This is a genomic window from Citrobacter sp. Cpo045, assembly GCF_030332875.1.
Taxonomy (GTDB): Bacteria; Pseudomonadota; Gammaproteobacteria; order Enterobacterales; family Enterobacteriaceae; genus Citrobacter; species Citrobacter portucalensis.
In genome coordinates, this window is the sequence record NZ_JAOWGZ010000079.1 from 24,256 (window position 1) to 38,556 (window position 14,301).

General features: G+C 43.3%; 12 protein-coding genes and 1 tRNA gene. 11 read left to right on the plus strand and 2 right to left on the minus strand.

The window, feature by feature from the left end; genetic code table 11:
- Window positions 1-29: 29 nt before the first annotated feature.
- On the minus strand, window positions 30-506 hold the full coding sequence (locus OGY13_RS05675; protein ID WP_003025457.1) for an FxsA family protein: 477 nt from the start codon (window positions 504-506) through the stop codon (window positions 30-32).
- Window positions 507-844: 338 nt separating this feature from the next.
- On the opposite strand from OGY13_RS05675, the gene aspA reads away from it, so the two are divergent.
- From aspA to OGY13_RS05730, 11 genes are all read left to right on the plus strand, one after another.
- A complete protein-coding gene (aspA, locus tag OGY13_RS05680) occupies window positions 845-2,281 on the plus strand; it encodes an aspartate ammonia-lyase (protein WP_003830668.1) in 1,437 nt (478 codons plus the stop codon).
- A gap of 115 nt (window positions 2,282-2,396) precedes the next feature.
- Window positions 2,397-3,698 (plus strand): anaerobic C4-dicarboxylate transporter DcuA, encoded by a 1,302-nt coding sequence (gene dcuA / locus OGY13_RS05685; protein ID WP_003830670.1) that lies wholly within the window; start codon window positions 2,397-2,399, stop codon window positions 3,696-3,698.
- Window positions 3,699-3,826: 128 nt separating this feature from the next.
- Window positions 3,827-4,174 (plus strand): divalent cation tolerance protein CutA, encoded by a 348-nt coding sequence (gene cutA, locus OGY13_RS05690; RefSeq protein WP_003025447.1) that lies wholly within the window; start codon window positions 3,827-3,829, stop codon window positions 4,172-4,174.
- Complete coding sequence (locus OGY13_RS05695) at window positions 4,150-5,859, plus strand: protein-disulfide reductase DsbD (protein ID WP_213752409.1); 1,710 nt, start codon at window positions 4,150-4,152, stop codon at window positions 5,857-5,859. The genes cutA and OGY13_RS05695 overlap by 25 nt, the downstream gene beginning before the upstream one ends.
- A gap of 36 nt (window positions 5,860-5,895) precedes the next feature.
- A complete protein-coding gene (locus OGY13_RS05700; RefSeq protein ID WP_008785982.1) occupies window positions 5,896-6,471 on the plus strand; it encodes a transcriptional regulator in 576 nt (191 codons plus the stop codon).
- A gap of 152 nt (window positions 6,472-6,623) precedes the next feature.
- Window positions 6,624-6,699 (plus strand) — tRNA-Phe (locus OGY13_RS05705).
- Window positions 6,700-6,878: 179 nt separating this feature from the next.
- Window positions 6,879-8,129: a tyrosine-type recombinase/integrase gene (locus OGY13_RS05710; protein WP_001219066.1), complete on the plus strand. Its 1,251-nt coding sequence runs from the start codon at window positions 6,879-6,881 to the stop codon at window positions 8,127-8,129.
- Between the two features lie 156 nt (window positions 8,130-8,285).
- Window positions 8,286-9,584 carry a DNA cytosine methyltransferase gene (locus OGY13_RS05715; RefSeq protein ID WP_000676850.1) on the plus strand — a complete coding sequence of 433 codons (1,299 nt, stop codon included), beginning with the start codon at window positions 8,286-8,288 and terminating at the stop codon, window positions 9,582-9,584.
- 30 nt (window positions 9,585-9,614) lie between these two features.
- Window positions 9,615-11,276: a DUF262 domain-containing protein gene (locus OGY13_RS05720; RefSeq protein ID WP_000395305.1), complete on the plus strand. Its 1,662-nt coding sequence runs from the start codon at window positions 9,615-9,617 to the stop codon at window positions 11,274-11,276.
- On the plus strand, window positions 11,258-12,427 hold the full coding sequence (locus tag OGY13_RS05725) for an AAA family ATPase (protein WP_237426855.1): 1,170 nt from the start codon (window positions 11,258-11,260) through the stop codon (window positions 12,425-12,427). Before OGY13_RS05720 ends, OGY13_RS05725 begins: the two co-directional genes overlap by 19 nt.
- Before the next feature lies 1 nt (window position 12,428).
- Window positions 12,429-13,400 carry a hypothetical protein gene (locus OGY13_RS05730; RefSeq protein WP_001438070.1) on the plus strand — a complete coding sequence of 324 codons (972 nt, stop codon included), beginning with the start codon at window positions 12,429-12,431 and terminating at the stop codon, window positions 13,398-13,400.
- Between the two features lie 128 nt (window positions 13,401-13,528).
- Here OGY13_RS05730 and OGY13_RS05735 read toward each other — a convergent pair whose 3' ends face one another.
- Window positions 13,529-13,840: a conjugal transfer protein TraD gene (locus OGY13_RS05735; protein ID WP_001278133.1), complete on the minus strand. Its 312-nt coding sequence runs from the start codon at window positions 13,838-13,840 to the stop codon at window positions 13,529-13,531.
- Window positions 13,841-14,301 lie beyond the last annotated feature (461 nt).

Genomic DNA, 14,301 nt, shown 5'->3' on the forward strand with positions numbered 1-14,301 from the left:
TGACGCTTATCCGGCCTACATACTGATGCTTAATCCCGACGATCGTCTTTATGTTCGATGCTGTCGCGCTTGTCATCCTTGCGCTGAAATTCACCATCAAAAGTCTCACCGCCACCCGTTCCGGCGCTAAAACCACCGCCAGGCATACGCGAAAAACGCAAATGTGGCAGCAGTTTCATCGTCAGATGTTTTTGCACCGGGGGTAATAAAAGAAGAAGACCGAGGAAATCGGTGAAAAATCCGGGCAGCACCAACAGCAGACCGGCAATAATCAGCGATACGCTTTTGATCATTTCTGCAGCCGGACTTTCACCTGCCGCCATTTTCTGTTGCATCAGTAAAAAGTTCTTAAATCCCTGATTACGAACCAGAGACATACCGATAACCGATGTAAAAATAACCAAAATCAGCGTCATCAGGACGCCCATCACATGGGCAACCTGAATAAAGATAGATATCTCTATGTAAACATAGAGAAAAATGGCAAGTAATGGTATCCAGCGCAAAGGGATCTCCTGTTAATAACAGCCGTTTTGTTCAACTTCTGTTCGAAAAATTATGTTAATCGCATCGATTTGATATTGTGGTGGTTAGCAAAATTTCAAGTGGCTTGTACACTAATATTTGGGGTTAATCACAAAGGGGTGATCCATTTCACAGAATAATAAATAAGGGGTAAATTCCACGCTTTAAGTGATCCAGATTACGGTAGAAATCCTGAACCAGCATATGATCTCGGGTATCAGACCGATGCAGGGGATAATCGTCGGTCGAGAAACAATCGAAATCACATATATCCTGTGTGTTTAGTCAAATCATTGGCAGCTTGAAAAAGAAGGTTCACATGTTAAACAACATTCGTATCGAAGAAGACTTGTTGGGTACCAGGGAAGTTCCAGCGGACGCCTACTACGGTGTCCATACTCTGAGAGCGATTGAAAACTTCTACATTAGCAACAACAAAATCAGCGATATTCCTGAATTTGTTCGCGGTATGGTAATGGTTAAAAAGGCAGCGGCTATGGCCAACAAAGAGCTGCAAACCATTCCTAAGAGTGTGGCAAATGCCATCATCGCGGCGTGTGATGAAGTCCTGAATAACGGAAAATGCATGGATCAGTTCCCGGTAGACGTTTACCAGGGTGGTGCGGGTACCTCCGTCAACATGAACACCAACGAAGTTCTGGCCAATATCGGTCTGGAACTGATGGGTCACCAGAAAGGTGAATATCAGTACCTGAACCCGAACGACCACGTTAACAAATGTCAGTCTACCAACGACGCATACCCAACTGGCTTCCGTATCGCTGTATACGCATCCATCATCAAACTGGTTGATGCACTGAACCAGCTGCGCGAAGGCTTCGAGAAAAAAGCTGTTGAATTCCAGGACATCCTGAAAATGGGTCGTACCCAGCTGCAGGATGCTGTACCGATGACCCTCGGTCAGGAATTCCATGCTTTTAGCGTACTGTTGAAAGAAGAAGTGAAAAACATTAGCCGTACCGCTGAGCTGCTGCTGGAAGTTAACCTCGGCGCGACAGCAATCGGTACTGGTCTGAACACGCCGAAAGAGTACTCTCCGCTGGCAGTACAGAAACTGGCTGAAGTCACCGGCTTCGCCTGTGTTCCGGCAGAAGACCTGATTGAAGCAACTTCTGACTGTGGCGCATACGTTATGGTGCACGGCGCACTGAAACGTCTGGCTGTGAAGATGTCCAAAATCTGTAACGACCTGCGTTTGCTCTCCTCTGGTCCGCGTGCGGGTCTGAACGAGATCAACCTGCCGGAACTGCAGGCTGGTTCTTCTATCATGCCAGCTAAAGTGAACCCCGTTGTTCCGGAAGTCGTAAACCAGGTGTGCTTCAAAGTCATCGGTAACGACATCACTGTAACCATGGCATCTGAAGCTGGTCAGCTGCAGCTGAACGTAATGGAGCCGGTCATTGGTCAGGCAATGTTTGAATCCATTCACATTCTGAGCAATGCTTGCTACAACCTGCTGGAAAAATGCGTTAGTGGTATCACTGCTAACAAAGAAGTCTGTGAAGCGTTTGTATTCAACTCCATCGGCATCGTTACTTACCTCAACCCGTTCATTGGTCACCACAACGGCGACATCGTCGGTAAAATTTGTGCCGAAACCGGTAAGAGCGTACGTGAAGTTGTCCTGGAGCGCGGTCTGTTGACCGAGTCTGAACTGGACGATATCTTCTCTGCACAGAACCTGATGCACCCTGCTTATAAAGCAAAACGTTATACTGATGAAAGCGAACAGTAATCGTGTAGGGTAGTACCGGAGAAGGCACGTCATGATGACGTGCCTTTTTTCTTACTCGAAGTTACTTAAAAACAACAATTTAATATCAACTTGTTAAACAACAAGGAAGGCTAATATGATAGTTTTAGAACTTATCATCGTTTTGCTGGCAATCTTTTTAGGTGCCAGACTTGGGGGTATCGGTATTGGATTTGCAGGTGGGCTGGGTGTTCTGGTTCTCGCCGCTATCGGCGTAAAACCCGGTAATATCCCGTTCGATGTTATTTCCATCATCATGGCGGTTATCGCTGCCATTTCAGCTATGCAGATTGCAGGTGGTCTGGACTATCTGGTTCATCAAACTGAAAAACTGCTGCGTAAAAACCCGAAATACATCACGATCCTTGCACCTATCGTGACCTATTTCCTGACTATCTTCGCAGGTACCGGCAACATCTCTCTGGCAACGCTGCCAGTTATCGCTGAAGTTGCGAAAGAACAAGGGATCAAACCTTGCCGTCCGCTCTCTACTGCAGTGGTTTCTGCACAGATTGCGATTACGGCGTCTCCAATCTCCGCAGCCGTGGTTTACATGTCTTCCGTAATGGAAGGTCATGGCATCAGCTACATTCACCTGCTGTCCGTGGTCATTCCATCCACCCTGCTGGCTGTTCTGGTCATGTCCTTCCTGGTAACTGCACTGTTCAACTCCAAACTGTCTGACGATCCGATTTATCGTAAGCGTCTGGAAGAAGGCCTGGTTGAACTGCGTGGTGAAAGACAAGTTGAAATCAAAGCGGGCGCAAAAACTTCTGTTTGGTTGTTCCTGCTGGGCGTGGTTTGTGTCGTCGTATATGCGATCGTCAACAGCCCAAGCCTTGGTCTGGTCGCTAAGCCGCTGATGAACACCACCAACGCAATCCTGATCATCATGCTGAGCATCGCGACGCTGACCACGATCATCTGCCGCGTTGAAACTGACTCCATCCTGAACTCCAGCACTTTCAAAGCCGGTATGAGCGCCTGTATTTGTATCCTGGGTGTTGCATGGCTGGGTGATACCTTCGTATCTCACAACATTGACTGGATCAAAGATACTGCAGGTAGCGTAATTCAGGGTCATCCGTGGCTGCTGGCTGTCATCTTCTTCTTTGCTTCTGCACTGCTGTACTCTCAGGCTGCAACCGCTAAAGCACTGATGCCGATGGCTCTGGCTCTGAACGTTTCCCCACTGACTGCTGTTGCGTCTTTCGCCGCGGTTTCTGGCCTGTTCATTCTGCCAACCTACCCAACTCTGGTTGCGGCAGTTCAGATGGATGACACCGGTACAACTCGCATCGGTAAATTCGTCTTTAACCATCCGTTCTTCATCCCGGGTACTCTGGGTGTGGTTCTGGCTGTCTGCTTCGGCTTCTTGCTGGGCAGCTTCATGCTGTAAGTTTTTCCTGCAGGGTGCCTGGGCGCCCTGCAGTTCCTCCTCCCCACCCCGCTTTAACTAACATCCTTCCCTCGTCCGTTGTATAGTGACCACTCTTTTGCTGGTTACTCTGTTCTTTCGAGGTGTTTATGCTTGATGTAAAGAGTCAGGATATTTCCATCCCCGATACCGTTGTGGTGCTCTGTACCGCCCCAGATGAAGCAACCGCCCAGGATCTCGCCGCCAAAGTGCTGGCGGAAAAGCTGGCTGCTTGCGTGACCCTGCTACCCGGTGCGACCTCCCTCTACTATTGGGAAGGCAAACTGGAACAGGAATATGAAGTCCAAATGATTTTAAAAACCACCGTCACACACCAGCAAGCCCTTCTCGATTGCCTGAAGTCACATCATCCATATCAAACGCCTGAACTTCTGGTTTTACCCGTCACTCACGGAGACTTTGATTACCGCTCATGGCTCAACGCATCCTTACGCTGATCCTGCTGCTGTGCAGCACATCTACCTTTGCCGGATTATTTGACGCGCCTGGCCGCTCGCAGTTTGTTCCTGCCGATCGGGCGTTTGTTTTTGATTTTCAGCAAAACCAACACGATCTGAACCTCACATGGCAGGTTAAAGATGGCTACTATCTGTATCGCAAACAGATAAGCATTACGCCATCTCAGGCCGATATTGCTGAGGTAAAATTGCCGCCAGGCGTCTGGCATGAAGATGAGTTTTACGGCAAAAGTGAGATTTACCGTAAACAGCTGACTGTCCCGATCACGGTCAATCAGGCTAAGTCTGGCGCAACATTAACGGTCACATATCAGGGCTGCGCCGACGCTGGATTTTGCTATCCGCCAGAAACAAAAACGGTGCCATTAAGTGAAGTGTCTGCTGGTTCCGCGGCCGCCTCTGCGCCAGCCCCAGCCACTGCAGATCCGCAAGAGAAACCGCAGCCCACGGCCCAACTCCCCTTCTCCGCACTGTGGGCATTGCTGATCGGAATTGGTATCGCGTTTACGCCTTGCGTACTGCCGATGTATCCGTTGATTTCCGGTATCGTACTGGGTGGCAAGCAACGCTTATCAACCGGACGGGCACTGCTGCTGACGTTTATCTACGTTCAAGGGATGGCGCTCACCTATACCGCGCTGGGTTTGGTTGTTGCAGCCGCCGGTTTGCAGTTCCAGGCTGCGCTTCAGCATCCCTACGTCCTGATTGGCCTTGCCGTCATCTTTACGCTGCTGGCTCTGTCGATGTTTGGCCTGTTCACGCTGCAACTGCCCTCATCGCTGCAAACGCGCCTCACGCTAATGAGTAACCGCCAGCAAGGCGGATCTCCCGGCAGCGTCTTTGCGATGGGGGCGATTGCTGGCCTCATCTGTTCTCCTTGCACAACGGCCCCGCTAAGCGCGATTTTGCTGTATATCGCTCAGAGCGGGAACATGTGGCTGGGAGGCGGCACACTGTATCTGTATGCGTTGGGGATGGGATTACCCCTGATGCTGATTACCGTATTTGGCAACCGCCTACTGCCTAAAAGTGGCCCATGGATGGAGCATGTCAAAACCGCTTTTGGCTTTGTCATTCTGGCGCTTCCCGTCTTCTTACTCGAACGTATCGTTGGCGACGAGTGGGGCGTTCGCTTATGGTCACTGCTAGGCGTCGCGTTCTTTGGCTGGGCGTTCATCACCAGCCTACAGGCAAAGCACGCCTGGATGCGTATCGTGCAGATTGTCCTGTTAGCCGCAGCACTGGTAAGCGTACGTCCATTGCAAGACTGGGCGTTCGGCGCGCCACATGCTCAAACCCAGGCACATCTTAACTTCACGCCGGTGGCATCGATAGATGCGTTAAATCAAGCACTGGCGCAAGCTAAAGGCAGGCCAGTCATGCTGGATCTGTATGCCGACTGGTGTGTAGCCTGTAAGGAATTTGAAAAGTACACGTTCAGTAATCCGCAGGTTCAGCAAGCGCTAGGCAACACGGTGCTATTGCAGGCGGATGTGACAGCAAACAATGCCCAGGATGTCGCTCTCCTGAAACATCTACAGATTTTAGGTTTGCCGACTATCTTGTTCTTTGATGCCGAGGGGAAAGAGCACCCGGAAGCTCGTGTTACGGGCTTTATGGATGCCGCGACCTTCAGCGCACATTTGCGCGATCGCCAACCGTGAGCGACACTTGCAACAGGAAATACGGAGGAGAATACCGTGCAACGTGAAGATGTCCTGGGAGAAGCCCTGAAATTACTTGAGGTGCAAGGGATAGCCAATACCACGCTGGAAATGGTGGCCGAACGCATCGATTATCCTCTGGATGAACTGCAGCGCTTTTGGCCCGATAAAGAGGCCATTCTGTACGATGCGCTACGTTACCTCAGCCAGCGGGTGGATATCTGGAGGCGTCAGCTTTTGCTGGATGACACACTGAGCGCTGAGCAGAAATTACTGGCGCGCTACACCGCGCTCTCCGAATGCGTGAGCAATAATCGCTATCCCGGCTGTCTGTTCATCGCCGCCTGTACGTTTTACCCCGATCCCGGGCATCCGATCCATCAGTTAGCCGATCAGCAAAAAAAGGCGGCACATGACTTCACCCATGAGCTGCTGACGACGCTGGAAGTTGACGACCCGGCAATGGTCGCCAAACAGATGGAACTGGTGCTGGAAGGCTGCCTGAGCCGCATGCTGGTTAATCGTAGCCATGCAGATGTCGAAACGGCACACCGCCTGGCTGAAGATATCCTGCGCTTTGCCCAGTGTCGAATGGGCGGTGCGCTGACCTAAGCGAGCATTATCTGTTTTCGTCGCCTCTGTCGGAAATATTTGTGCAAACTTCAGGCATAACCATGCGAATTGCCGCAATATTAAGCGGTTGAACAATGTTTCCAGAAATTTGATTGACTGACAGACGTGAATACGGTTTAATGCGCCCCGTTGCCCGGATAGCTCAGTCGGTAGAGCAGGGGATTGAAAATCCCCGTGTCCTTGGTTCGATTCCGAGTCCGGGCACCACTTATTCATACACGGACGTCCATTGACGTCCGTTTTTCTTTTTAAAGTCAACAAACTATCTACTTTATCCCCCTCACTGACGTTCACTAACATTCATCAACATCCACATTGCCTTGATGGTATATCTGTTGGTATTGTTAGTTCGATACGTTTTGTACCATCACAGGGAGGGGTAAACGATGGCTCTCACTGATGTCAAGGTAAGAAATGCCAAGCCCGCCGACAAGCCTGTAAAGCTCACTGACGGCAACGGCATGCATCTTCTTATTCATCCCAATGGCTCCAAATACTGGCGTCTACAATACCGCTTTGCAGGAAAACAAAAGCTACTGGCTCTTGGGGTCTACCCTGCAGTCTCTCTTGCTGATGCCCGTAACCGTAGAGATGATGCCAGAAGATTAATTGCTGCTGGTATCGACCCCTCCGAAAAGAAAAAAGCAGAAAAGGTAGAGCAAAGCGGCGCTCTTGCTTTTGAGTCCGTTGCCAGAGACTGGCATGCAAGCAACATCAAATGGTCAGAAACACATGCTGAAAGGGTAATGAACAGCCTGACCAATCATGTGTTCCCTGTTATTGGTAAACGAAACATTACCGACCTCAAAACCCGTGACCTACTCCAACCAATTAAGGCGGCTGAAAAGTCCGGGCATCTTGAGATTGCTGCTCGTCTCCAGCAACGTATCACCGCTATCATGCGATATGCTGTCCATAACAGTATTATCGATAGTAATCCTGCACAGGACTTAGCAGGTGCCATTGCAACAGCAAAACGAGTCCATCGCCCGGCTCTTCCATTTGAACGCATTACAGAGCTTCTCAGCCGTATTGAGAGCTATAGAGGAAGACAGCTAACCCGCCTCGCTGTGCGACTCACTTTACTAACTTTTGTTCGTTCAAGTGAGATGCGTTTTGCCCGTTGGTCTGAAATTGATTTCAAAAATGCGCTCTGGACGATACCTGCAGAACGTGAAGAACTACAAGGAGTGAAACACTCCAGCCGTGGCTCTAAGATGAAAACCCCTCACCTTGTCCCATTAAGCAAGCAGGCAATAGCAACCCTGAGAGAAATTCAGAAGCTCAGTGGAGATCAGGAAATCATCTTCATTGGTGATCACTATGCTTATAAACCAATGAGTGAAAACACCATCAACAACGCGCTTCGTAAAATGGGCTATGACACCAAAACAGAAGTTTGTGGGCATGGTTTCCGCTCTATGGCCTGTAGTGCCTTAATCGAATCCGGCTTATGGTCAAGGGATGCTGTTGAGCGACAAATGAGCCATCAGGAGCGTAACAACGTCCGCGCTGCTTACATCCATCTTGCTGAGCATCTTGATGAGCGGAGGCTAATGCTTCAGTGGTGGGCTGATTTCTTAGAGCAAAACATCATTAAAAGCATCAAACCATTTGAATATAAAAATGGGCAGTGAAGTTGAATGCCTCCTAACAGACCATCGATTTCACATCTTCTAAATGATACCGATACTGTTTTTATATACAGTTTGTAGCTACGCAATCGTAACGATGGTATCATCTAAAACATTTGACTAGTTTAAAGTAGGCATCAGTAAGCAATGGCACTGAAAATGAAAGGTAAAAACAAAAAGTTTACAATGAACTCCTTCTTTGCAGGGATTGGAGGATTTGATTTAGCGTTTGAAAATGCCGGTTTTACTACCAATTTTCAGTGTGAGTTGAATAAATTCTGTGTGCGCATACTCGAAGAGCATTGGCCAGATGTTCCTCGCTACGGTGATATCCAGTCACTTGATGCAAAGGATATACCAGATGCCTCAGTTTGGTGTGGTGGTTTTCCATGCCAAGATGTATCCGTCGCAAGAGGCTCAAAGGGGCGATTGGGTCTCAAGGGGAAAAACTCTGGACTGTTTTTCCCATTTATCAATCTGATTGAAGCTAAAAGGCCACAAGTTGTTCTGCTAGAAAATGTTACGGGGTTGTTGTCGTCGCATAATGGGCAAGATTTTCGTGTTATTTTGGAGCGACTAACATCATTAGGCTATGTAGTCAGTTGGCGGGTGATGAATAGTCGATTTTTTGGTGCACCACAATCTCGTCCAAGGGTTTTTATTTGTGCGGCCTTGAACAATAGTTCAGTCGCGATTAGTTCTTTATATGAAAAAGATAAAGGCAAACACTTAAAAAATATTAGAGAAGGTTTCCTGAATATAAGTGCCTGTGAAGTAAGCGGTGCCAGAGTCGCTGATGTAGCATATTGCCTTGCTGCTACATCTGGTAGACATACAGGAACTGACTGGAGTAGAACTTATATATCCTATGAATCCTCTGTGAGAAGGATGACTCCAAAGGAGTGTGAAGGCGTCCAAGGTTTCCCTATCAACTGGACTCTACCTTTATATTCTACAAGCAAGTCTGAAGATATTGATAGCGAAAGATATCACGCATTAGGTAATGCAGTAGCAGTTCCCGTTGTTGAGTGGATAGCTAAAAGGCTATTCACTGCATTGAAGAATAACGATATTGTCGAAAATGAAGTGGCTAGATCCGAAAGCATTGAAAATGTAATGAATAATCATCCTGATATAAAAGTAGAGAATGGAAGAAAGCAAGCGCTATCAGAATTACATTTTGACACTTTGGACAAAAACAAAAAACTTCGCTGGCTTTCAGGTGGAATTGCTTTCGGAAATATTTGTTATGATTTCAAAGTGCCTGATGCACCCTCTAAGCCTAAGCTGGAAAAATTGATTTCAGTAATTGAGAAGGTGAGCGTGGATGATAAATATTTTATTAGCGCAAACGCCGCTGAGGGTATATTGCGTAGAGTAGACAGTCAGAATCGTAAGTTATTCCCTCCATTACATGAAGCTCTTTTGAAACTAAGTAAAAAGAAAAGTGTTGCTTAAGAGTGGATCAAATATTAACTGGAGTTAGAGATGGAATTTTTAGTTATCAGACTTGGAAAAGATAGTGTTTCTGATATAAAAAAATTGGATAGCATAAAAAATGGGTTAGAACAACCATTTTCTTTTTTCTTCAAATGCAAACAAGTTGAAGAGAAGATCTTTACCTCATTCAAGAATAATATCAGTTTATATTGTTTTATTTATCTTGGCTCTGATAACAACAAAGGAATTGCGACAACTTGGGTTAAGGGAATTAGGGCAATCGCAAAACTTGAAGCGCTGGATGGCTGGTATGATTTTCAGTCGGAATGTATCTTAACGCTCAGGGTTTTATCTGTATTTCCGGAGAGCTATGATAAATTTAAATTTTTAGAAGATAGCCCGGAACAATATAAAAAATTTAGTAATTATCCAGTTATTGGACTTAATAGCTCAAGAAATAACTCAGTCCAACTTGTTCATGAAGGGTACAGGGAAAATACAGGTGCCTTAATTACTGCGATTTTAGAGTTATATCCCAATTTTAGGCTAGATGTAGTCAGAAATGCTCCTGAATTGCTTTATCTCTTTGATCAGGAATCACATGATGTTGTGGAGGGATATGACGATGAAAGCAGAGATAACTCTAAAAGCGTTGGCTGGGGTGAAGACTACCCTTTAAATACAGTTTTGGTTAGGAACGAAATAAGAACAATTGCAGAAGTCATTAAACGTATTGAAAATAATAGATATAAATTGGATCCTGATTTTCAAAGGGATTTTATATGGTCAGAGGAAAAACAGTCCAAACTGATTGAGTCATGCTTGATGCGGATTCCTCTGCCTGTTTTTTATGTTGCTGAGGATAAAGATGGGAAAATCATCGTCGTTGATGGTTTGCAGAGGCTCACAACTTTCAAAAACTATTTAAGTGATAAGTTTTCTTTAAGCTATTCAAACTCAAATGGGCTTAATGAACATGCAACATTTTTAGGTAAAAAATTCAGTGAATTACCTATTAAATTGCAAGAGCGAATTGAAGATACTCAGCTAATTTTTTATATCCTAGATGAGAAAGCCCCTGAACGGGCAAAACTAGATATTTTTGAACGGGTTAATGGCGGCGAGCCTATAAGTCGTCAGCAAATGAGAAATTGTCTTTTTAGTGGGCCCGGAACGATTCTGCTGAAAAAAATTGCTGCTAGTGAGGATTTTATCCGAGTAACAGGGAAGGGGCTAGATTCGAAAACAATGCGTGATCGAGAAGTTATTAACAGATTTTATGCTTTTTATCTTCTGGGATATGAGTCGTATAATGGTGATATGGATGATTTCCTAGCTAAAGCATTATTAATAATGAATAAAATGGATGTTGTTGAATTAAATGAACTGAAAGAAGTGTTTTTTAAAACATTAAAAAATAACTATACATTGTTCCAACAACACGCCTTTAGAAAATCGTTAGCAAATAAAGGCCTAGCGGTAAACCGATCGGTAATTAATATATCTTTATTTGACGTTTTTTCTGTGATTTTGGCAGGCTTAGATGAGCAATTTGTCGTTGAAAATAAAAATATTTTGGTAAATAAATTTACAGAGTTATTATCTGATTCTTCCTTTGATGATGCCGTTACTATTGGTACGAATAGTAGAAGTAAAGTTAATACGCGCTTTCAGTTAGCGAATGAAATATTATGGGGGTTGGAAAAATGAATTATATAAAAATAAATGGCTTCAAATGTTTTGATGAAGTATTTTTGTCCCTATCCAACTTAACGTTATTGACGGGGTTTAATGCTGCAGGTAAGTCATCTCTTATCCAATCTATTTTATTAATGGCGCAGGCAATAAAATATGGAAATAATGCTCCTGAAATATTATTGAATGGTCCTCTTGTTAATTTAGGATTGCCATCTGATGTATTTCATCAATCAAAAAATGACAAAGAAGAAGATGCTAAAATATCTTTTTCTTTTGAGTTTGATGATTTTAAAGTTGCATGGGATTTCAAATATCCAAAAAAAAAGAATTATCCGGTTCTGGTATTATCTGAAATATCATATAATGATATAGAAAATAAAATAATAAATATTGGTGATGCAAAAAAACTACTTCCGGAAGAGATAAAAGAGAAAGTAAAAGAGTTTGATAGTCTTGTCTACATTAGTGCTTGCCGATTAGGTGCAGTTGAAATTTATCCAATACCTTCAGATTTCAAATATTCTGATACTAACGTAGGAGTACAAGGTGAATATGCTGCATGGTTAATGGAGCAGAATAAGGACGAAGATATTTTAGTATCTCGATGCCATGACTCTGATTCTGCATTAACACTAAGACGACAAGTAAATGCATGGTTAAAATATATCTTACCTAATGCAGAAGCAGATACTAGAAATATAGATAAAGCTTCATTAGTGCAGTTATTTTTTAGGAATGACGGCATCAGCGAGTGGAGAAGACCTGCAAATATTGGTTATGGGCTTACTTATGTATTTCCTATAATAATAGCGGGACTATTGGCTAAAGAAGGTCAAATATTAGTCATCGATAGCCCAGAAGCTCATTTGCATCCATTGGGACAGTCAAGGATTGGTGAGTTTTTATCTAAAATGGCAAACTCGGGAGTGAAAGTAATCATTGAAACTCACAGTGATCATATATTAAATGGTGTTAGGTTATCTGTAAATAATCGCGTGATTAGCTCTGACAAAGTAGGGATACATTTCTTCGAAAAGAATAACAGTGATAATAAAACAAGAATTGTTTCACCGCAAATTGACAGCCACGGTAATTTAAGTGAATGGCCTGACGGATTTTTTGACCAATCCGATAAAGATTTAGGTAAGTTAATTGGATGGTAATATGATGAAATGTTATTTGAATGAATTATCACTATCAGGACAATTCAATTCACCTGAGCTATTCATTGAGCATTTAAAAAAAATACTTTCAATCAAAGATAAATATTCAAATTTCTTTAAGAATTTCTATTGTCCAAGAGGGCTTCCTGAAGCAAAAGTATCTGGTGAATCATCATTCCGAGATGCAGTTGTAGCTACTCGGGATAAAAATTTTGTTCGTAAAGTGATTCTTTGGCTCGATCGCCATGGGCCATTTGTCGATTCGGAAAATATAGATCCCGAACATCCATTTATTCATGAAATGAATGGTATGGACATAACTGGAACTTCATTAGCTACGGTCACTGAGTTAACACATTTCAGAGATACTGTTAGTGTGTATAGTTTTGATGCTTCAGAACCAGATTTCTCATATTCACCACTTATAATGCAATATTATTATAATGACATAATAAATAGTGTGGAAGTCGAAAATATCTGGGATGTAAATGATTTAGAAAAAATAGCAGAAAAGTATGAGCAGGAATCATTTGTTTATCCAGATTCTTGGGATGGTTTCCTGAAATATGTCACAGAGAAATTTCCATTCGTTAGATTTTCAACTAATGCAATAGAGATTTTGAATAAACAGCAATTTAATAATGTCGCTTGTGAAAGAGGGATATTTTTGACATCTATACTTAACGAATTTGTAGAAAGTAGAAATGCTGATGGAACATACTCGGAAAGGACAAATGTTATATTAAAGAATTACTTTTCTGGGAGTAGGGCATTGTTCACTGATGAATCATCAACAAATAAAGATGTTTTCAAAAGTGATATGACGTTTACTATCGATGGAACTAAGGTTCTATGTTCATGGCATGGTAAAATTAGTTTTAGAGTATTTAGAATGCATTTTAATTACCCGATAAAAAATAGTGATAAAGTTATCGATGTTGTTTATTTTGGTCCTAAATTAACAAAGCATTAAAATGCCACAGGGCTTTAATTAAAGCCCTGTGTTTGTTGATGATTGGCTCTTTTTTTATTTGGTCTTTTATTTCTTTCGTTAATGCATTCATTTTTATAATTAGTAATTAAAGTGACGTGATATAGGGACTATTGTTGCCTACCCACTATATCAGCCAGAAACCTTTTGCCACGAAGTTTAAGTCTTGCTTTATCATTCGCATTAATATTTGAAGATTGTAATACCAGTCCTAATATAAATTCTTTATCAACATCTTCTACTCTACAGCCAATTGCTTTAGCCACTTCTGCCCCAAGAATAATCTTCAGGCGTGTTTCAGCCCTTTTGGATAAATATTTCTCTTTGGTCTTGAGACTATTCAAACGCATCTGTGCCGAAGCTATTTTTTGCTTAATTGTTTTTTCTGTTCGTGGTTTTCTACTGTTATCAGCATCGCTCATAATTACACCTCCTTTTAGTTCTTAAAAACATGAAATACAATTAAAAAAGGAAAAAGTCAAATCATAGGCAGAAGGTTGATCAGCGCTAGATGATTGTTCCAGACAATCATTTGCTGAAGAGGTTTGCCCTGTTAATGATGGGATTTATCCCGAAAAAATGGCATTTTGGTTTTAAAAATGAAATGTCAGTAAGCTAAAAATAAAATCATGCAACACAAATGAGTGCAACCACTAACATAAAATACCTAATACTCTCCCCGTTACTTATTTTATTAAATCAATGAAAACAATTTCATTTGTTATCTTTTGATTCTGTTTTTTTATCTTAACCTGTGAAATGTGCAACACATAAAAGCATCTGTTATTTTCACTGTTTTATCTAAATTTCACTTTCCCGCCTTACGGCGGGAGACTAATTTAACTACTTTTGCCCTTACAGGCGCTATCTAAAACCCAAATAT